Source organism: Nisaea sp., assembly GCF_040217065.1.
GTDB lineage: Bacteria > Pseudomonadota > Alphaproteobacteria > Thalassobaculales > Thalassobaculaceae > Nisaea.
The window spans coordinates 636308-655626 of record NZ_JAVJNX010000009.1 but is presented as its reverse complement, the minus strand read 5'-3'; the positions used below and the strand labels follow the sequence as shown (position 1 = coordinate 655626).

The following is a 19319-nucleotide window of genomic DNA, read 5'->3' as shown; positions in this document are numbered from 1 at the left end:
TGAGTTTTTCGTCAGCAGCGTCATGTTCTCGCAATACGTCGTATCGATCGTTGCCAGAAAGCCCATCCGGGCAGAATAACAAGACGGCAGCTGATCTACGCAAGCTTCCAGAACAAAGAGGTTATCTTCCGCAGCCAGTGTGGCGCGATTAGATGGTGACCGTTGAAAGAGCCTACTTGAAACAGTTTAACGACCTTGGCCTCGCCAAGTCCCTCCTTCGAGCCGTAACCGCCGAAGGCTACACCACTCCCACTCCCATCCAGAGCGAAGTGATTCCCGTCATGCTGGCCGGTCGCGATGTCATTGGCATCGCCCAGACCGGAACCGGCAAGACCGCCTCCTTCGTCCTGCCGCTCCTGCACCGCATCGCCGGACAGGAAGGCAAGCCCGCGCCCAAGACCTGCGGCGCTCTCATCCTGACGCCGACGCGCGAACTGGCCCAGCAGATCGCGGAAAACATCCGCATCTACGGCAAGTTCATGCAGGTTTCGGTGACGGTCGTCGTCGGCGGCGTCAAGCCGGGCCCGCAGATCCGGTCCCTGGCCAGCGGTGCCGATATCGTCGTCGCCACGCCGGGCCGTCTCCTCGACCACATGAACACGGGTGCCATCCGGCTGGACCGGACGACGCGCATCATTCTCGACGAGGCCGACCAGATGCTCGATCTCGGCTTCATGCCGGCGATCCGCAAGATCATGGGCAAGGTGCCGAAAGAACGGCAGACAGCCCTGATGTCGGCCACCATGCCGCCGCAGATTCGTGCCCTGGCCCGTGACTTCCAGACCGATCCGGCTGAAATCGCCGTGGCCGCCATTTCCCGGCCGATCGAGCGCATCGTGCAGACCGTTCGCCACACACCGGCGGCCAACAAGCGCGACGTGCTGACCAGGATTCTTTCCGATGCCGACTCCGTGCGGGCCATCGTGTTCACGCGGACCAAGCGTGGCGCCGACAAGGTCAGCCGCCATCTGGAGAGTGCCGGTCTTTCCTCCGCCGCCATCCATGGCAACAAGAGCCAGTCCCAGCGGGAACGCGCCCTGGCGTCGTTCCGCAGCGGCGGGACATCCATTCTCGTGGCGACCGACATTGCCGCCCGGGGTATCGACATCGACGACGTGTCGCACGTGATCAATTTCGAGCTGCCGAACGTGGCCGAGGCCTATGTGCACCGGATCGGGCGGACAGCCCGTGCCGGCCGCACCGGTATCGCCATCTCGCTGTGCGATCCGGCCGAACGCGATTTGCTGCGCGCCATCGAAAAGCTGATCGGCAACCGGCTCGACAGTGACGCCGGCCAGTCCGCCGCCGCGCCCGTCAATCGGGTGGCGCATCAGGCGGTTGCCGAAACCATCACGGAGAAGGCTCCGGCCAAGTCCCGGAACCGGTCCCAACCCAAGTCCCAATCCAAGCCTCGGCGCGCCGGCTCTGACCGGCCTGCGCCAGGCGACAAGAATGCGGCGCTTCCCGACGCGTCGGGAGAACGCATACCCGGCCCCGATACTTCGACAGCGGGCCTTGCCCGCATCCTCGGCAATATCGGCGCCGCAACACCGGCTGTCGCTGCCTGAGGGCGGCATACAGAAACGTCAATCCAGACGTAACGATCAGTATAAGGAATTACGATCATGGCTACAGGTACAGTGAAATGGTTCAACACCACCAAGGGTTATGGCTTCATCGCACCGGATGATGGCAGCAACGACGTGTTCGTTCACGCCACCGCCGTCGAGCGTGCAGGCATGCATGGTCTGAACGAAGGCGACAAGATCAGCTACGACATCGAAGAAGACCGCCAGCGCGGCAAGTCTTCCGCTGTCAACCTGCAGACCCAGTAATCAGTCTCTGCCGGTATAACCCTTAGGTCGCTGTTCTCCGGAACAGCGGCTTCGGGGCGGCCCTTCGGACAAGGCTCGCAGAGCCGCGTGCGTGACGGTCAAAAAACGCCAATCCATTCGTGGGTTGGCGTTTTTGTTTTCAGCTCAGCCGCCGTTGCGGACGATCCGTTCGCGGTGGAAGGTATAGATGCCGCTGGCGACGACGATGGCGGCGCCGATGATGGTCGCCAGGTCCGGCAGGTCGTCGTAGAACAGGTATCCCCACAACACGGCCCAGGGCAGCATCAGGTAGTTCAGCGGCTGCAGCACGCTCGCCGGTGCCAGCGACAGGGCCTTGATCAGCAGCCCGTGGCCGGTCATGCCGAGGACTCCGATCGCCGCCATAATGGCGAGCCCAGTCCAGTCCGGCGTGACCCAGAAGAACGGCCCGACGCAGCTCATGGAGACAAGCCCGGTCACCCCCGTATAGAGCACCGTCGTGCTGGCGTCGTCATAGCGGGCGGCCTTGCGGGTCAGCACCTGGTAGAGGGCGTAGAGCGCAATGCCGAAGAGCGGCAACAGAAGCATCGGATCGAAGGCGGCAAAACCCGGCCGGATGATGATGAACACCCCGATGGCGCCGACGCCGATCGCGCTCCAGCGCCGGATCCCGACCTGCTCCTTCAGCAGCGGGACGGAGAGCGCGGTGGTCATCAGCGGCCCGGCGGCGGCGATGGCCTGTATGTCCGCCAGCGGCAGGTAGCGGAAGGCGACGATGAAGATGAGAATCTCGCCGGACAGCAGGAAGCCGCGGAAGAGCTGCAGGACAATGGCGCGGGAGACGAAGAGATACCGGCCGCGGCGGCGCAGTCCGTGCGCCAGGGTCACACCCGCGAATACCATGTAGCGGATCCAGAGGATCTGAGGCGCCGGATAGATCTGCACCGCCATCTTGGTCAGCGCATCCATGACCGAGAAGGTGAAGGTGACGGCGAACATGATGCCGATGCCGGCACGGGTGCCCTCGGCATCCTCGCGCGCTCCGAACCGATCATTCGTCATGTCTGCACCGCGCTCCTGCCGGTGCCATGCAGTCCCAAACGCCTGCCGCTTCCGGAGAGAGTCAATTGACAGGGATCACCGCCCGCTGTCCAGCCAGTTACGGCAAAACAGACCTCACAAAAACTTCCGAACAAGCTGAAGTCCGAAGAGCTTCCCGGCCAGACGGCCAAACAGCGAGCTATCGCGATACCGGCAGAAAGCTTCCAGATATCCGTAGACTTCCGGTCTGGAAAGACGCGCGCGTGTCTGCCCGATATAGTTTTCGCAAACCCGGTAAGCCCCCTCCATCGGGCCCCCGCGCAGATGACTCGTCACCTTGTAATCCAGATTCCCCATGAATATGGACGTGCAGACCATTTCATAGAAATCGAGGAGATCGATGACGGTACTTTCCTCCTCCGTGCCGATGGTCTCGCCGTCAAATTTATGACCTGTCTTTATCCATTTCGCGAATTTCCGGTCCGCGACCGCCAGGCGCTCAATGCTTTCCAGGGATAAAAGAACACTGAGCGTTTGATTCCGGCGTTCCGCTTTTCTTCTTTGCCTCGATTGGATGAGGAAGATCAAAACCGCAGAAAAAACGGAAACACTGGTCCCGTATCCGCCGTCGTGAAACAGCGTTTGCAGTATTTGGAGTATGTTGTCCGGCATTTCGATCTTCAGCATGTCGCGATGTCTCAGGATAACCGGATTGTCCGGCAGGCGCGCATCTCAGTTCAAGCCGCCGTCCGGCCGGTCTTGACCGTTTCCCGCAGGCTCCAATTCACAGGGATCGCCGCCCGCTGTCCAGCGCAATGGCGGGCGGCGAAGACCTGAGCGGTCAGACCGTGGCGACCGGCGTGGCCGGCGAGCCGACGACGCCCGGCAGGCGCAGCGGCGGGGCGGTCAGCAGGAAGCGCGAGCGGTTTTGGGCGCGCAGCCACAGGGCCAGGTCGTGCAGGTACCAGAGCTCGCCGAGATGGACGCCGAGCTTGAAGATGCAATGGTGGTGCAGCGGCATGAACACCGTCGCGTCCTCCGGCAGCTCGGCATGCGGGTCCTCGACGCCGTAATTGTCGGCGATCAGGACCGACAGGCCGCTGTCGGTGATCCAGTTCAGCAGGCGCTCGTCCCGGCCGTCCAGCACGCAGCAGGCATGCAGCAGCGTGTCCTCGTCCGGCTCGAGCTGCATGTCCATGACGACCTTGCTGAAGGCGGTGTGCAGCAGCACCATGTCGCCCGTCTCGACGGTCACCTTGTCCGCCTCCATGATTTTCATCAGCTGGTCGTAGCCGACATAGGTCCGCTCGCGGCCGAGATGCTTCTCGATATCGATCAGCACGCCGCGGCCCTGGACGCAGGTCTCGGCCATGTTCTCGATGCCGAGCCGCTTGGCGTCTGTGCCCTCGAAGCGGGTATGCTCGTTGCCCGGCTGGTCCATGGTCGGCCCGGCGATATGCTCGCCGCCGCGCCAGCCGTTGTAATAGACGATCTCCGCCTCGCCATCGCCGTCCGCATCGAAGCGCGCGCCGATATGGCACAGGCTGTCCCACTGGGTCGAATATTGCAGGCAGAGCAGCACCGCATCGTCCGAGATGACATCGACCAGGCGTTCGTCGTTGAGGCTGAGCGGGAAGTTGAAATTCGCCAGCCCGCCGCGCGCGGTGGCGAAATGCCGGGGCGGGAAGCGCCGAGGGTTCAGCAGCCGCTTGCCCGGATAGTCCAGCGGCAGGGACAGGCAGAAGGTCTCGCCGGTCTGCACCTCGGCCACGCCCTGGCGGACCTTCTCGGCCGTCAGCAGGTTGATCCGGCCCTTCTCGTCATCCGCCCCGAAATCCCCCCAGGTCGACCCTTCGGGACGGTTTTTCCACCGCTTGTTCATGGTTTCCTCGCTATTGATTTTTGTTTATGGGCGCCGGTCGGGCGCAGGACACATTCAGATGGACCCGTTGCTTTAGTATAGCTAAAAGTTGATCACTCTATTTTCATAATTTTCACTCAATTCGCGCCGAAAACATCCGTCAACACGTGATTGAGTATCGTGTTTGTGGATGACCTCTGTGTTTTCGTGTTGATTGAGTCATGCTTAGGTTGTATTTATTAAGGTTGTATATCACGTTAAATTGGAGGGAGCGATGACCATGCTCGGGCCAATTGATGTCGCAGTTGTATTTTTTGGCTCTATATTAGTTTGTTTTTACGTCAGTTTTTTATTTCCTAATCATATTAAGGAATCGGGAAAGGGAGTTCTTCCTCCAAATTTTCGAGCACGCTTGTTGTTTTCGATGTTTAATTTATTTTTCTATTTATTCTTGCTGGGTTTTGTTTTTGTGGTGTCTCATTTTCCAGTATTTTTAGAGATTCTTTTGGCCGTTAGCCCTGAGGATTTTAAGAAAGTTATCTCGGTTATCCAAGAAAATGAAAAGCTTAGTATGGGAGGGGACGCGTTTGCTGTTACTGCGACCGCCGTTTTTTTTAGTCTCTTCGCGCTTCAAAGGTGGAGAAAAATTGAAGAAGGAATACTCCGGCAACTCCATAACATTAGTCTAATTGAAGAAGACGGTATAAATTTGGCAAAGAAACTGGAAACGGGTAATTTTGAACCTAATGATATCTCTTGGCCTGACGGTATTGCGGCTTTGGAATGGTTGGAGAATCGGACATTACAATCCGACGGGAAGCCAGGCGCCGGTTCAGATCTCGCCACAATTACACGAAAAGTAGATGTTCTTTTGAATCTAAGTGGGGATGCAATTTGGTTTGCCGCTTTACCTAATGATGAGATGCCAAATCGGGAAGTGGCAATAAATGCTCATGAGCGTAGAATGATTCTTGCATGTCGGATTAAGGGACATATTGAAAAAATTCAGTCTGGAGTTGCTGATCCGGAGGATTTGGAAAAATTAATATCTTTAGTTGGGAAAAATGATGAAATATTTTATCAATCTGTCGGAGATATAAAGAAAGCAATAGAAAAAAAACATCAATAAGCGCGAAATTTGTAAATCAAATGATTAGTCCTGTAATGGATTTTTTTAAAGATGGCTATGAAAAACTCTTATCGGAATTATCATTAGCTTTTGCGAGGTCGGTGATTTTATCTGGAGATAAATGTGAGTTGAAACTCTCAAAATTAAGAGAGTCTGGATTTAGCGGCTTGGGAAAAATTTACGTGATTGATGTGAATCGGGCTATTTTTATAGCGTTTTTGGTGTATGTGTTCGCTCTTTCAATTTTTTTTGTCGCTCCAATTGTGATTGGCAATAATATCCCTGAGCGGCCGCGGCCATTTATATTTGTGATTTCAGCAAGTATTATTCTGGCTGTTGTTGTTGGTGCAATGGTTGGAGGTCTGAGGCGTTTTGCAGAGTCGGAGAATGCGCCTTTTTTATGGTATGCAATTGCAGCAATTCTTACCGCAATTGCACATGTAATCGCGGTTTTTATGGCTGTATCTCTTAATATTTCTATTGAAGGCGGAAACCCAAATTACAGCCCTATACAATTTTCGATCGCCGCTTCGATTGTGCCAGCGTCTTTGGTTTTGGGGTTGTGCTGGCAGAGTCGGAAAAAATCTTCGACTTCAGCGGGGCTACAAAGATGTTGGGATGCCTTGTGGCTCGGAGGGATTTTGTTGGCGGGTGGGGTTATGTTTAATATGTTTGTACAAATTCTACATCTAGAGGCGCCGATGAAAGGTGCGGAGTTCTTTGATAGAATGAAATTGATAGGTTTTGTTACATTAGGAATTGGTGTTTTTGTCGGACTACTGATCGTACCGCATGTTCGAGCTGCTGCAACGTCCAGAATAGTCGCAAATGAACCGGAATATTGAGTGTAGACTCATTTAGGATTCCGAAACTAGAGAGACACAATACTCATTTTCGACGGTCAAAAAACCATAGGCGCCACAGATCGGTTACACGAACCTCCTGACTTAAACATCGTGCTCCCTCAACCGCAGTCGACATCGCAGTGATCCAGCTGGCGGTCCCTTTTCATTTATATCCTGTCTTCCATACTTTCCGTCACCCTTCCTTGCCCCCCAGCATCACCCTGTTCCGCGCGCCGGCGATCTCTGTCCAGTGTGCCAGGTCCGCCTCGGTCATCAGGCCCGTGGGCGGGCGGCAGGGGCGGAAGTTCTTGTGCCGGTCCGCTCCGCGCACCAGCATGGCCGCCATGTTGCCGCCCTCGGTCTGGCGTGCATGGGCCGGGATGTAGCGGATGGCGAGGCCGATGCGGCGGTCGTCGGTCCGGTTCGGGTGGGAGGCGTGGAAGACGCGGCCGTGATGGATCGACATCTGGCCGGCCTGCAGCGCGGCCTCGGTCGCCTCGGCCTCGTCCACCGTGACCGCGACCTCCTGGCCGCGGGTCAGCAGATTGTCCTCGGCGAAGGTGTCGCTGTGCTCGACCCGCCGGTCCTGCGAGCCGGCCACGAAACGCATGCAGCCGTTCTCCGTCGTCGCCGGCGTCAGGGCGACCCAGGCGGTGACCTCTTCCTCGGTCTCCAGCCCCCAGTAATGCAGGTCCTGGTGCCAGGAAACGAAGCTTTTGGTATTGGCCTCCTTGATGAAGAAGGGGGCGTCCAGCACCAGCAGGTCCGGCCCCAGGATCTCGGCCACGACATCGGTGATTTCCGGGCGCCGGCTGATCGCGTCGACGAAGGGCAGGACCAGGTTGGGATAGCGCCGGAGGATCTTGTGGAAACTCTTGTCGGCGCCGTACCGGGCCTCGGCCTTTTCCAGTTGCCCGCGATAGCCCGCCGCCTCCTGCGGCGACATCACGGTGATCGGGCAGACGAAACCGTCGCGCTTGAAGGTTGCCGTGATGGTGGTTTCGGGGGCGGTCGCCATGCTGCTCATGCCCCGATCTTCTCGCGCGGCGTGAAGGCGCTGCGGGCGCCGCCGGATTTCTGCGTCTTGAAGATCGAGCCCGCATCGGGGGCGGGAGGCAGCGGCAGGCGGACCGGCACGGCCTCTACCCGGGGCTGCATCGTCGCCTCGCCGGTGATGACGCTTTCCGTCACATGGTCCCAGAGAGCCTGCAACCCGCCCGCCGCGAGCTTGGCGAAATGCGCCGAGCCGACCAGCGGCCAGGCATCGGCGGCGCGGCATTCGTAGAACAGGATCAACCGGTTCCGGTCCGACAGGTTCGGCGCCGAGCCGTGCAGGGCGCGGACGTGATGCACCGTCATCGACCCGGCCTTGCCGGTCAGGGTGACGGCCTTCTCCGGCTCGAACAACGGGTCTTCCGGGTCGATCGCGCCGCAGAACACGCCGCTGTCCCGGCCGTGGTGGGAGAGCACCGGGCCCTTGTGGGTCCCAGGGATGACCTGCAGCGGCCCGTTCTCCTGCGCGACATCCTCCAGCATCAGCCCGAAGGCGAGCATATCGTCGTTGCTGTGCGGATAGAAGGCCCAGTCCTGGTGCCATTCGACCGCCGCCCCGCCGCCGGGGGCCTTGGTGTTCAGCTTGCTGGTCTGCAGCATGGTGTCCGGGCCGAGCAGGGCGGTCAGCACGCCGGTCATGCGGGAATCTTTCAGCACCTCCCAGTAGTACGGGTCCTGCTTGTGCGGCAGCTTGATCCGGGTCAGGCGCGGCGCGGCGGCCGCGTGGCCCTCGTCGAGATCGTAGACGTCGTCGCTCTCGGTGACGGTGCGGGATTTCTCGATCAGGCCGTAGGTGATGTCCCGCAGCCGGTCGAGCTGCGCGGCGCTCACCGCATCCTCGACCATGAGATAGCCGTTCTCGCGATAGAACGCGATTTCGTCCGCCGTCAGCATCGCCCTGTCCTCCCTGTTTGCCGGCGCCGTTTTCACCTGCCCCGATGGCGCCTGAAGGCGGGGGCAGGCCAGCGCGTGTCCTGTTTGAAGGGAAGTATGCCCCGGAAAGCGCGCGCGGGAAGCGTCAATTTGCCCGGGCGCGCAGTGAAGGAGCGGGGCACCGCATGGTTGCGGCCAAAAATCACAGGCTCCCGCAATCCGTTGCGGGCCTTCTTGAATTCGGTATCGTGTCTGTCCAACTCCAGATGCGTAACCGAAGAGAAAGAGTGTCACCGTGGCGGACGAACTATACGAGGTGCTGGGCGTCTCCAGGGATGCGTCCGGCGACGAGATCAAGAAGGCCTACCGCAAGCTGGCGAAGAAGTACCACCCCGACCTCAATCCGGGCGACCGGGCGGCGGAGGAGACATTCAAGAAGCTGCAGGCCGCGAACAACATCCTGTCCGATCCGGAAAAGCGGAAACAGTACGATGCCGGCGCCATCGATGCGGAAGGGAACGAGACCCAGCAGCGCTATTACCGGGACTATGCCGGTGCGGGCGGCGACCATCCGTACCGGTCGAGCGCGGGATACGACGATATCGGCGATATCTTCTCCGACCTGTTCCGCTCCCATGCCCGGGGCAGGGGTGCGGGGGGCGCCGACGGTGCTGACGGCGCCGAGTTCCGCATGCGCGGCGGCGATGCCCGCTATTCGATACAGGTCTCCTTTCTCGAGGCCGTGAACGGCGCGAAAAAGCGCGTCACCATGTCGAACGGCAAGGCGCTGGACCTCACCATTCCGCCGGGCCTGCACGAGGGCCAGATCCTCAGGCTGCGCGGCCAGGGCATGCCGGGATATGGCGGCGGCGCGGCAGGCGATGCCTATGTCGAGGTGCACATCGCGGCGCATCCCGGCTTTCGCCGCCATGGCAACAACATCCATTCCGACCTTCCGATCACCCTGCATGAAGCGGTGCTCGGCGCCAAGGTCCGGGTGCCGACCGTGACGGGCGCCGTGACCATGTCTGTTCCGGCCGGCTCCAACAGCGGCGACACCCTGCGGCTGCGCGGCAAGGGCGTGCCGGCCGCGGGAGGGCGTGCGGCGGGCGATCAGGTGGTGACGCTGATTGTGCAGCTGCCGAAGCAGCCGGACGAGGCGCTGAAGAGCTTCCTCGCGGAGTGGTCGAAGACCCATTCCTACGATCCGCGCGCCGAGAAGGAGGGCTGAGCCATGCGGGAAGAAGCAGAAATCCTCGGCCTGTTTTCCGGGCTGCGCCGCGAGACGCTGCATGTCTGGATCGAGCGCGGCTGGCTGGCGCCGGCGCGCGGCGGCGAGGGATATGTCTTCCGGGAAATCGACGTCGCCCGCCTGCGTCTGATTGTCGAATTCCGCACCGATCTGGCGCTGGAGGACGACGCCCTCGATGTCGTCCTGCCGCTGCTCGACCAGGTGCACGGCCTGCGCCGGGAGCTGAACCGGCTCGCCGACGCGGTCAATGCCCAGCCGCAGGACGTGCGGGCACGGATCACGGCGCATCTTTCGGAGAGCTGATTTCCATCCGGGAACGCGACCGGCAACCGCGGGTTTTCAGGTGATGAGGAAGCTCGCGCTGTCGAGCTGGACCGGTGCGATGCCGATCAGGGTGACATTGTTGCCCGAAGCGAGATCGAGTACGGCATTGCCGAACGCGTCCGTAATGACATGGGCCAGCATGTCGGCGGCTGTGGTGATGCCGTTGGTGCCGAGCGCGACTTCGATCTTGTCTTCGCCGACGGTGAAATCCAGTACCAGGTCGGCGCCGTCGCCGTCGCCGAAATGGAACAGGTCGGCGCCGTTGCCCCCGGTCAGGTGATCGTTGCCGCCGCCGCCGACCAGCGTGTCCGCGCCATCGCTACCAGCCAGCGTGTCCGCGCCGAGATTGCCGCACAGGGAGTCGTTGTCCGTGCCGCCGCCGAGATAATCCGCCCCCTGACCGCCATAGAGAATGTCGGCACCGTCATCGCCCCAAAGGGAATCCGGGCCCTGATTGCCGTAGAGCGTGTCGGCGCCATCCCCGCCATGTAGCCGGTCGGCGCCGAGATTGCCGCAGAGCAGGTCCGCACCCTGATTGCCGTAGACGACATCCGCATTCTGGCCGGAATAGACCCGATCGGCATCCTGTCCGCCATAGATCGTGTCCATGCCGGTATTGCCGTAGATGACGTCCGCGTCCTGGTTGCCGTAGATCAGGTCATTGCCTGTATACCCGGACAGAAGGTCCATCCCGGCGCCGCCGGAAATCGTGTCGTCGCCCTCGAGCCCGGAAATCGTATCGTCGCCGCCGAGCCCCCTTATATGGTCTGCGGCGGTTCCTCCGATGAGGAGATCGTTCCCCTCCGTGCCGGACGTCACCCCGTCATTGCCGGCCACGACAGGCGCGGCGGGCAGCGTCAGGACCACGTCGTTGCCGGTCCCGCCCGCATAGCTGATCGTGTAGGTGGCGCCGCCGGCGGTAATCGATGCGCCTTCCGCCAGGCCGGAGAAGGTCCCGGTGACCGCGTCCACCCCGTCATTGTCGATCAGGATGTAGCTGGCCCCGGCGGCGGGAATGTCGGTGACCGTCAGGCTCAGGGTGGCGCCCGAGATGGTGACGGTGCCGGTGACGGCGATCTGGTCGTAGCCGGTGCCCGGCACCGTGCCCTCGATCTCCATGTTCGCCGTGGAGCCGGAGGCCAGCGTCAGGTTGCCGGTCGAGATCTTACCCGGGCTGTTGCCGGGCGCGATGGTGCCGCCGCTCGCGACCGTGACCGCTGTCGAGAAGGTGCTGGTGCCGGCGAGGGTGGCGCCGGATGCGACCGTATAGGTGCCGCCGCCGGCGATCGTGCCGGTGCCGCTGATGGTGCCGGAGAAATTGGTCGCGGCGGCGTTCGTCAGGGTGAGCGTGCCGGTGCCGATATTGAGCGTGCCGCTGCCGGTGAGGCTGCCGACGGTCTCGCTCGTATTGTTCAGATCGAGCGTCGCCCCGGACGCGACGGAGACCGCGCCCGCGTCGGCGAGGGCGTTGCCGCCGGACACCTGCAGGGTGCCGCCGTTCACCGTGGTGCCGCCGGAATAGGTGTTCGTGCCGCTTAGGATGACGGTGCCGGTACCCGACTTCGTCAGGCCACTGGTGCCGGAGATGTCGTTGTCGATCGTGGTCGCGCCGGTCACTGTCAGCCCGCCGCCGTTCAGGGCCACATTGCCGGTGCCGAGATTGCTGTCCGTCGACACCGAAATCGAGCCGCCGGTGACGGTGGTGCTGCCGGAGTAGGTGTTCGTGCCGCTCAGCGTCAGCGTGCTGGCACCGGTCTTGGTCAGGTTCCCCGTGCCCGAGACCACCCCGCTCATGGTGACATTGGCGCCGACATTGACGGTGCCGTGCGACGCTCCGAGTACGATGGCATTATCGACCGTCGTCGCCCCGGTCACCGCCAGCGTGCCGCCGTTGATCGTGACCGCGCCCGCGCTCAGATTACTGTCCGCCGCGACCGAAAGCGTACCCTGGCTGACGGTCATGGTGCCCGAGGCGGAGTTGGTTCCGGACAGCGTCAGCGTGCCGGTGCCGGTCTTGGCCAGTACGTTCGTGCCGTCATCGGTTACGGTGCCGCTGATGCTGACGGTGTTGGCGCCGGTATCGATGGTCGCCGTATCCTCGATCTCGATGTTCGAGGTGTAGGCGCCGCTGGTCGTGAACCGCACGGTCGAGTTGCCCAGGATATCGATCAGGGGCGCCGAGGTCGTCGTCCCGATCTCGGCAGTCGTGCCGCCGAGGACCCAGATCTTGCTCGTCCCGCTGACCGAGCCGTTGAGGGTGACGGTGCCGCCGCCGGCCGTCTGAAGGATGTAGGACCCGCCGGTGAAAGAAACCCCGGAATTGAGGGTCAGCGTCTGTCCCGCTGATATATTGAAGTAGAGATGCGAGTTCGCGACGATGTCCGAGCCGCCGATCGTGAGAGATGTCGTCGTTCCGGTGAAGTCGAAGCTCGTGGCTGCGCCGTTCGTGAAAGTCGGCGAGGCCGCGAGGGTGATCGTGCTGCCCGCTCCTAGATTGCTGAAATGCACGATTTGATCGGGAGGTGTATCGGCGGCCTGGAGCGTTCCCGCGCTGGCGTCGCCGAGCGTGCTCGTGACATCCACGGCGAGCAGGCCGGGCCAGCGTGCGGCCCGTTCCGGATCGAGCAAGGCTGGGAATATGCCCGCGCGCGCACCGGCCGCGACATCGAAGATCCAGTCCCCGCCGCGTGCCTTGGCGCCGGTCGGCGTGCTGGAGGCGAAGACGGGCGCATCGAGCGCAAGCGAGAGCGCCTCGACGAACCTGCGCCCGGTCGCGCCTCGGCCGACGGAGCAGCCGTAGAGAGTAAGCGGCCTGCCGGCGAGCGCCCGCCGGAGACCGTCGATGAGGCGTCCGCCCCGCACCAGTGTCTCCAGCCCGATCTCTCCGGAGGAAAGCGCGAGCACCCCGGGCCTGCCATGACTGAACAGATGCATGGACGCGGCATCCGGTCCCGCCTCGCGCACCGCGCGGCAAAGGGTTTCGAGCGCGCCGGCGTCCCGGCCGAGCCGAACGATCTCCGGCCCGCCCGTCATGGCCCGGATCAGCAGATCGGGCGCGGGGAGTCCGGCGTCAACAAGAACCAGCGCCGGTCCGTCATGCCCCTTGATGGCACCGTTTACGCCGGACCATGGAGCGGAAGGTGACAGATGCCCCGGATTTTGTTTTGAAAGGAATATGTTCATTTCACTTTAATTCTTAAAATCAGAACGCCGGTTGATTTTAATGATTAATGATCAAGCCGCCAAAGGGCCATAGGAATAATTGGAATTCCAATAATGCTGATGATGGAAATTCCAAACGGTACGTCACCGGGTTTTGCAGGAGATCGGGGATGCCAAGCACGCCGCCGGTTCGGTTGAATGGCCGAGCACGGCGCCTTGGTCCGGGAAAGCGCAAACAGGCGGGGTAGCCGCGAAAGGGGTCGCGCCTTGTAGCCCCTGCTGTGTGACGGTGCGTCAGGCAAGCTGCTCTAGCCGGTGCGGTCACCGGCGAGACCCTGGGGCCGCAGCAAGCGGAAGACGACAAGCGCGGCGGTCATCAGGATGGCCACGCCGAGAAATGCGGAACCCCATCCCGTCGTCGACATCCCGCCGGCGAGATCCAGCGTCCAGCCGATCAGCAGGGGGCCGAGGAAGCCGCCGCTGTAGCCGAGCATGGAATGAACGGCGAGGGTGGCGCCCCGACGCCCCGGTTCGGCGGACCCGGCGGCGCCGGCGGTCAGGGACGACGAGTCGAGCCAGATGAAAATGGCATAGAAAAACAGCAGTGCCGCCGCGAGTGCATATGAGATACCGCCGAGAAACCCGATGCAGCCGCCGAACAGGATGGATGCCAGCATCGCCGTCTGAACAAGCCGGCGCCGGCCGAAGCGGATGGCTGCCTCGTTGCCGGCAATGCTGGCCACCGTTCCGGCGAGGCCGAGGCCGGTAACGACGACGGCCGGGGCGATCAGCGAGGCCGTGGCTCCCGTCGTCAGCGCGACGTAGCCGAGAAACGCGACGGCCCATCCCCGCACGGCACTCATCTCGAGGGTATGGACGGCATAGGCAATGGCATAGGCCATCGCCGAGCGGTTTCTGAAGACGGGCCGGAAGTCGAACAGGCGACCGCCATCCTTGCGCTGCGGCGGGTGCCCTTCGCGGCGCGGCATGACGACGGCGATGACCAGCCACGCGGTGCCGGCACTCGCGGCCGCGGCGATGAACGCCGCCTGCCAGCCGAAGGCCCCTGCGATGGCATCGCCGAAGGCGAAGGATAATGCGCCGGACAAGCCGATGCTCGCGGCATGCCCGGCCGTCGCCCGTGACATCATCCGGGCATCGACGCGATCGGCAAGCAGCTTCAGCCCGGTCATGTAGGTCCCGGCCCAGCCCATGCCGGTCAGCGCGCGGGCGGCCATTGCCGGCCAGAAACTGTCCGCGAAGAGGGCGAAGCCGAGATGGCCGATGACCGTCACGCCAACGCCGAACAGGTAGATGGCCTTCGGGTCTATCCGGTCCGTCGCCGTTACCAGGACCGGCACGGAGATCATGTAGGCACCGTAGAAGATGGCCGTGATCCAGCCGGCGTCGCTGTTACTGAGCGCCCATAGCGGCATCATGGTCGGCAACAAGGCCGGCCAGAAGAAGGCGCCGATCTGAACCATCACCTGTGCAGCGCACATGACAGCGACGAGGAACCAGGATTTCGCGGCAGGGACAGGGGTACTGTCAGACATGCACGGGGCAGCTCGATTTCAGGAACAAACAGCGCCGGAAAGGACGCTTGTTACGCTAGCAGTGCGGCTATGCCCCGTCAAAGGCGGCTGGATAACGGCCGCATCCGAAATTTTCGGCGGCTCTCTGCTAAGTATTTCGATTGAAAAAGCTGGTGGGCGCGACAGGGATTGAACCTGTGACCCCTGCCGTGTGAAGGCAGTGCTCTCCCGCTGAGCTACGCGCCCGTCGCTTGACGGACCGCTCTCTTAAGCGGAGCGCTTTTCCCTGTCAAGCCAGCGATGCGATGGCTTTCGGCAAATCGCGGAAATGGTCGAGCCGGGCGGCGGCGGGGATCTGCTCCAGCGGGGTGCGGGCATAGCCGTAGCGCATCAGGATGAAGGGCATGCCGGCGCCCCTGGCGGAATGGGCGTCATGCTCGTTATCGCCGACCATGCAGGCCGTCTCCGGCGTGGCGCCAAGGCGTTCCAGGACGGCGGCCGGGTGGGCCGGATCCGGCTTGCGCACGGGCAGGGTGTCGCCGCCGACAATGGCGTCGAACAGATGGTCGAGGCCAAGCAGGGCGAGCACCTTGTGGGTCGCGCGTTCCGGCTTGTTGGTGCAGATGCCGAGGCGGAAACCGGCGTCTTTCAGGGCGGTCAGGGTCTCCGGCACGTCCGGATAGGGGATGGTCCGGTTGCTGGCGTTGGCTTCATAGAGCGCGATGAACCGTTCCGTCGCGGCGCTGAGGGCGGCCGCGTCCGGTGTCTGGCCGCGCAGCTCCACGGCGCGCCTGACATAGACCTGCCCGCCATCGCCGATGAAGCTGCGCGCGGTCGCAAGGTCGATCGGGGCGAGGCCCAGCTCTTCCAGCAGCAGGTTGCCAGCGGCATGCAGGTCCTGCACGGAATCGATCAGGGTGCCGTCCAGGTCGAAGACGATGTGGGAGAGGGTGCGGGTCATGATGTTCGCCGGGATCGTTCGGGTGGGTGACGCGTCGGCTATAGCACGGACCGGTGCCGCATTGTGCCCGAATTCACCGCGCTATATACCAGATGAGCGATCGCGCCGTGCCGGTGCAGCAAGCTGTTGTGAAGAGTAAGAAATCGTGACTGTCCCGGCGCCGGGCCCTATGGCATTTTTGCCCTGCGATTAACCTTTTTGGACTCTCTCGGAAATTCGCCCCTTCATGAACGCTCCCGTCGCCGTCGTTATCCTTGCCGCGGGCAAGGGCACCAGGATGAAATCGGATCTGCCGAAGGTGCTGCACCGGATTGCTGGTAGACCATTGCTGCATCACGTCCTGGCCGCCTCGGAAACCCTCTCGCCGGAGCGCCGGGTCGTGGTGCTGGCGCCGGGCCAGGAGGACGTGGCGGCCAGCGTGGCGCCGATCCCGACGGCGATCCAGCATCCGCCGCGCGGCACGGGAGACGCGGTCCGGGCGGCGCTCGGGGAGCTGGACGGCTTTGCCGGCACCGTGCTGGTGCTGTTCGGCGACACGCCGATGCTGAGCCAGGACACGCTGACGCGGATGGTGGCGGAGACGGAGGGGCCGGACGGTGCGGCCTTCGTTATTCTCGGCTTCGAGAGCGACGCTCCGGGGCGCTATGCACGGCTGGTGCTGGATGATGCCGGGAACCTGCTGCGGATCATCGAGGCGCCGGATCTGACGGGCGAGGAATCCGCGATCCGGCTGTGCAATGGCGGCGCGCTGGCCGTCGACGGGGCCCGGCTGGCGGACTGGCTCGGCAAGCTGGAGCCGCATAACGCGCAGGGCGAGTTCTATCTGTTCGACCTGCTGCAGTTCGCGCGCGAGGAAGGCCGCCGGGGCGCCGTTGTCTGGGTCGATCCGGTGGAGACCATGGGCGTCGATTCCCGCCTGGGCCTGGCCGATGCGGAGGCCCGCATGCAGCAGAGATTGCGCCGCCGGCTGATGGAGGAGGGCGTCACCCTGGTCGCGCCGGAGACGGTGTTCCTCAGCCATGACACCAGGATCGGCCGGGACAGCGTGGTGCAGCCGCATTGCGTCTTCGGGCCGGGCGTGACCATCGGTGAAGGTGTCGAGATCAGGAGCTTCTCCCATCTCGAGGGCGCGACGGTCGCGAACAATGCCCGGGTCGGTCCATATGCCCGGCTGCGGCCGGGGGCGCATCTCGGGGCCGGCGCGCATATCGGCAATTTCGTCGAGGTGAAGAACGCCACCTTCGGCGCGGGTGCCAAGGCCAATCATCTGAGCTATGTCGGCGATGCCAGCGTCGGCGCGGGGGCGAATATCGGCGCGGGCACCATCACCTGCAATTACGATGGTTACGAAAAGCACCGGACCGAGATCGGCGCGGGCGCTTTCATCGGCTCGAATTCCTCGCTGGTGGCGCCGGTCAGTATCGGCGACGGGGCGCTGGTCGGAGCCGGCAGCACGATCGGCGACGATGTGGGGCAGGACGATATCGTGGTCGTGCGCGGGGAGCGGACGGTCGGCGAAGGCGCCGCCAAACGGTTCCGGGAAACACGGGCGGCCCGCAAGGCCGAGAAACGTAAATCTGACTGACTCTGACTGAAAGGACGCCCGACGGATGTGCGGCATCATCGGAATGATCGCGAACCGGCCCGTTGCCGGACCCATTGTCGACGCGCTGAAGCGGCTGGAATATCGCGGCTACGATTCCGCCGGGGTGGCGACGCTGAATGGCGGTCCGGCCGAGCGAAGACGGGCGGAGGGAAAGCTCTACAATCTGGAGAAATCCGTTACCGAACAGCCGCTTGCCGGTTCGATCGGCATCGGCCACACCCGCTGGGCCACCCACGGTGCGCCGACCGAGCGCAATGCGCATCCGCACCGGGCCGGCCGGGTGAGCATCGTGCATAACGGCATCATCGAGAATTACCAGGAACTGGGAGCGGAGCTCGCGGCCGAAGGCATCACGCCTGAAAGCGAGACAGACACCGAGATCGTCGCACTCTATTTCGAGAAGCTGCTGAACGAGGGCAAGAGTCCGGAAGCGGCGATGAAGCAGATCGCCCTCAGGGTGACCGGCGCCTATGCGCTGGTGCTGATGATCGATGGCGAGGAAGACCTGCTGCTCTGCGCCCGCCGGGCCTCGCCGCTGGCCATCGGCTATGGCGAGGGGGAGATGTTCATCGGCTCCGACGCGCTGGCGCTGGCACCCTTCACCCGGAAGATTTCTTATCTGGAGGACGGCGACTGGGCGATCATCCGCCGGGCCGGTGCCGAGATCCATGACGAGACCGGGGCTCCGGTTCAGCGCAAGATCAGCCTGACCGAGGCGACCGGCGCGCTGATCGGCAAGGGCAATTACCGGCATTTCATGGAGAAGGAAATCCATGAGCAGCCGGAAGTCATGGGCTATACGCTGTTCCAGTATTACAGCGCCACCGACCGGTCCATCAAGCTGCCGGACCTGCCGTTCGATCCGGTTACCCTGCCGAAACTCACCATTGTCGCCGCCGGGACCAGCTTCTATGCCGGCATGGTGGCGAAATACTGGTTCGAGACCCTGGCGCGTGTGCCGGTGGATATCGATATTGCCTCGGAATTCCGGTACCGGAATCCGGTGCTGCCGGACGGCGGGGCCGCGCTGTTCATCTCCCAGTCCGGCGAAAGCCTGGATACGCTGATGGCGCTGCGCCATGCACGAGAGGCCAGCCAGCATATCCTCTCGCTGGTGAACCAGCCGGAAAGCACCATCGCACGGGAATCCGACGTGGTGCTGGAAACCCTTGCCGGGCCGGAAATCTGCGTCGCCTCGACCAAGGCCTTCACAACCCAGCTCGTCGCCCTGCTGACCATGGCCGTGGATTTCGCCCGAAAGCGCGGCACCGCCTCCGACGCGGTGCTGAACGGGGTGCTCGACAGTCTTGTCCATCTCCCGGCGCAGGTCGGCGAGGTGCTGAAGGACATGGAGCGCTGGCAGCCGGTCTGTCACGAGCTTTCGAAGGTCCGCGACGTGCTCTATCTCGGCCGCGGCCTGTCCTATCCGGTCGCTCTGGAAGGCGCGCTGAAGCTGAAGGAGCTGAGCTACATCCATGCCGAGGGCTATGCCGCCGGTGAATTGAAGCACGGTCCTATCGCGCTGCTTGAAGAGGGCCTGCCGGTCATCATGGTGGCGCCGATGGACCCTTGGTTTGAAAAGGTCGCCAGCAACGCCATGGAAGTGCGCGCCCGTGGCGGCAAGGTGATCCTGCTGTCCGACAAGACCGGAGTTAAGCGGCTCGGCGACCTCGCGACATGGTCGTTCGAGTTGCCGGAATGCGACCCGATGGTGGCCCCGATCCTCTATACGGTGCCGGTCCAGCTGCTGGCTTATTTCACCGCGACGGAAAAAGGCACCGACGTCGATCAGCCCCGCAACCTTGCAAAGAGCGTGACCGTGGAGTAACGCGGTCGGGTACATTTGCAGCGGGAGCCTGGGCG

The 19319-nt window shown here is 62.6% G+C and carries 16 protein-coding genes and 1 tRNA gene; 8 read left to right on the top strand and 9 right to left on the bottom strand.

The genetic code is table 11. The features are described from left to right. The first annotated feature begins 176 nt into the window (after positions 1–176). A complete protein-coding gene (locus RH950_RS15425) occupies positions 177–1568 on the top strand; it encodes a DEAD/DEAH box helicase (RefSeq protein WP_350058297.1) in 1392 nt (463 codons plus the stop codon). Positions 1569–1625: 57 nt separating this feature from the next. Continuing rightward, positions 1626–1835 (top strand): cold-shock protein, encoded by a 210-nt coding sequence (locus RH950_RS15420; protein ID WP_350058295.1) that lies wholly within the window; start codon positions 1626–1628, stop codon positions 1833–1835. A 144-nt stretch (positions 1836–1979) separates the two neighbouring features. Here RH950_RS15420 and RH950_RS15415 read toward each other — a convergent pair whose 3' ends face one another. The 3 genes from RH950_RS15415 to RH950_RS15405 all read right to left on the bottom strand — a co-directional run bounded on the left by RH950_RS15415 (position 1980) and on the right by RH950_RS15405 (position 4737). Further along, positions 1980–2876: a DMT family transporter gene (locus tag RH950_RS15415; protein WP_350058293.1), complete on the bottom strand. Its 897-nt coding sequence runs from the start codon at positions 2874–2876 to the stop codon at positions 1980–1982. A 114-nt stretch (positions 2877–2990) separates the two neighbouring features. Beyond that, the gene (locus RH950_RS15410) at positions 2991–3542 is read right to left on the bottom strand and encodes a DUF4760 domain-containing protein (protein WP_350058291.1); all 552 of its coding nucleotides are present in this window, start codon (positions 3540–3542) and stop codon (positions 2991–2993) included. Positions 3543–3696: 154 nt separating this feature from the next. After that, positions 3697–4737 carry a cyclase family protein gene (locus RH950_RS15405; protein WP_350058289.1) on the bottom strand — a complete coding sequence of 347 codons (1041 nt, stop codon included), beginning with the start codon at positions 4735–4737 and terminating at the stop codon, positions 3697–3699. Positions 4738–4990: 253 nt separating this feature from the next. Here RH950_RS15405 and RH950_RS15400 point away from each other — a divergent pair, with 253 nt between their 5' ends. Together RH950_RS15400 and RH950_RS15395 are read left to right on the top strand one after the other, a co-directional pair. Continuing rightward, positions 4991–5845, top strand: coding sequence for a hypothetical protein (locus tag RH950_RS15400; RefSeq protein ID WP_350058287.1), 855 nt, complete (start codon positions 4991–4993; stop codon positions 5843–5845). Between the two features lie 35 nt (positions 5846–5880). Further along, complete coding sequence (locus tag RH950_RS15395) at positions 5881–6690, top strand: hypothetical protein (protein ID WP_350058285.1); 810 nt, start codon at positions 5881–5883, stop codon at positions 6688–6690. 193 nt (positions 6691–6883) lie between these two features. Here the strand turns inward: RH950_RS15395 and RH950_RS15390 are convergent, their stop codons facing one another. Then, positions 6884–7717, bottom strand: a complete 834-nt coding sequence (locus tag RH950_RS15390; RefSeq protein ID WP_350058283.1) for a phytanoyl-CoA dioxygenase family protein — start codon at positions 7715–7717, stop codon at positions 6884–6886. Further along, a complete protein-coding gene (locus RH950_RS15385; protein ID WP_350058281.1) occupies positions 7714–8637 on the bottom strand; it encodes a phytanoyl-CoA dioxygenase family protein in 924 nt (307 codons plus the stop codon). Before RH950_RS15385 ends, RH950_RS15390 begins: the two co-directional genes overlap by 4 nt. A gap of 274 nt (positions 8638–8911) precedes the next feature. On the opposite strand from RH950_RS15385, the gene RH950_RS15380 reads away from it, so the two are divergent. Continuing rightward, the gene (locus RH950_RS15380; protein WP_350058279.1) at positions 8912–9847 is read left to right on the top strand and encodes a DnaJ C-terminal domain-containing protein; all 936 of its coding nucleotides are present in this window, start codon (positions 8912–8914) and stop codon (positions 9845–9847) included. Positions 9848–9850: 3 nt separating this feature from the next. Beyond that, entirely contained in the window at positions 9851–10171 is a 321-nt protein-coding gene (locus RH950_RS15375; RefSeq protein WP_350058278.1) for a chaperone modulator CbpM, read from the top strand. Between the two features lie 36 nt (positions 10172–10207). Here RH950_RS15375 and RH950_RS15370 read toward each other — a convergent pair whose 3' ends face one another. From RH950_RS15370 to gph, 4 genes are all read right to left on the bottom strand, one after another. Next, on the bottom strand, positions 10208–13375 hold the full coding sequence (locus RH950_RS15370; protein WP_350058276.1) for a DUF4347 domain-containing protein: 3168 nt from the start codon (positions 13373–13375) through the stop codon (positions 10208–10210). A 287-nt stretch (positions 13376–13662) separates the two neighbouring features. Continuing rightward, positions 13663–14910: an MFS transporter gene (locus RH950_RS15365; protein ID WP_350058274.1), complete on the bottom strand. Its 1248-nt coding sequence runs from the start codon at positions 14908–14910 to the stop codon at positions 13663–13665. A 150-nt stretch (positions 14911–15060) separates the two neighbouring features. After that, positions 15061–15135: transfer RNA gene (locus RH950_RS15360), tRNA-Val, on the bottom strand. 43 nt (positions 15136–15178) lie between these two features. Beyond that, positions 15179–15850, bottom strand: a complete 672-nt coding sequence (gph, locus tag RH950_RS15355) for a phosphoglycolate phosphatase (protein WP_350058272.1) — start codon at positions 15848–15850, stop codon at positions 15179–15181. 226 nt (positions 15851–16076) lie between these two features. Between gph and glmU the strand changes: the two genes are divergently transcribed. Then, positions 16077–17435, top strand: a complete 1359-nt coding sequence (gene glmU, locus RH950_RS15350; protein WP_350058270.1) for a bifunctional UDP-N-acetylglucosamine diphosphorylase/glucosamine-1-phosphate N-acetyltransferase GlmU — start codon at positions 16077–16079, stop codon at positions 17433–17435. A 25-nt stretch (positions 17436–17460) separates the two neighbouring features. Beyond that, positions 17461–19284 (top strand): glutamine--fructose-6-phosphate transaminase (isomerizing), encoded by a 1824-nt coding sequence (gene glmS, locus RH950_RS15345; RefSeq protein WP_350058268.1) that lies wholly within the window; start codon positions 17461–17463, stop codon positions 19282–19284. Positions 19285–19319 lie beyond the last annotated feature (35 nt).

Excerpts from the sequence above, each read along its gene's own strand:
- RH950_RS15420 (WP_350058295.1), top strand. The coding sequence starts at position 1,626 with ATGGCTACAGGTACAGTGAAATGGTTCAACACCACCAAGGGTTATGGC.
- RH950_RS15415 (WP_350058293.1), bottom strand. The coding sequence starts at position 2,876 with ATGACGAATGATCGGTTCGGAGCGCGCGAGGATGCCGAGGGCACCCGT.
- RH950_RS15410 (WP_350058291.1), bottom strand. The coding sequence starts at position 3,542 with ATGCTGAAGATCGAAATGCCGGACAACATACTCCAAATACTGCAAACG.
- RH950_RS15405 (WP_350058289.1), bottom strand. The coding sequence starts at position 4,737 with ATGAACAAGCGGTGGAAAAACCGTCCCGAAGGGTCGACCTGGGGGGAT.
- RH950_RS15400 (WP_350058287.1), top strand. The coding sequence starts at position 4,991 with ATGACCATGCTCGGGCCAATTGATGTCGCAGTTGTATTTTTTGGCTCT.
- RH950_RS15395 (WP_350058285.1), top strand. The coding sequence starts at position 5,881 with ATGGATTTTTTTAAAGATGGCTATGAAAAACTCTTATCGGAATTATCA.
- RH950_RS15390 (WP_350058283.1), bottom strand. The coding sequence starts at position 7,717 with ATGAGCAGCATGGCGACCGCCCCCGAAACCACCATCACGGCAACCTTC.
- RH950_RS15385 (WP_350058281.1), bottom strand. The coding sequence starts at position 8,637 with ATGCTGACGGCGGACGAAATCGCGTTCTATCGCGAGAACGGCTATCTC.
- RH950_RS15375 (WP_350058278.1), top strand. The coding sequence starts at position 9,851 with ATGCGGGAAGAAGCAGAAATCCTCGGCCTGTTTTCCGGGCTGCGCCGC.
- RH950_RS15370 (WP_350058276.1), bottom strand. The coding sequence starts at position 13,375 with ATGAACATATTCCTTTCAAAACAAAATCCGGGGCATCTGTCACCTTCC.
- RH950_RS15365 (WP_350058274.1), bottom strand. The coding sequence starts at position 14,910 with ATGTCTGACAGTACCCCTGTCCCTGCCGCGAAATCCTGGTTCCTCGTC.
- gph (WP_350058272.1), bottom strand. The coding sequence starts at position 15,850 with ATGACCCGCACCCTCTCCCACATCGTCTTCGACCTGGACGGCACCCTG.
- glmU (WP_350058270.1), top strand. The coding sequence starts at position 16,077 with ATGAACGCTCCCGTCGCCGTCGTTATCCTTGCCGCGGGCAAGGGCACC.
- glmS (WP_350058268.1), top strand. The coding sequence starts at position 17,461 with ATGTGCGGCATCATCGGAATGATCGCGAACCGGCCCGTTGCCGGACCC.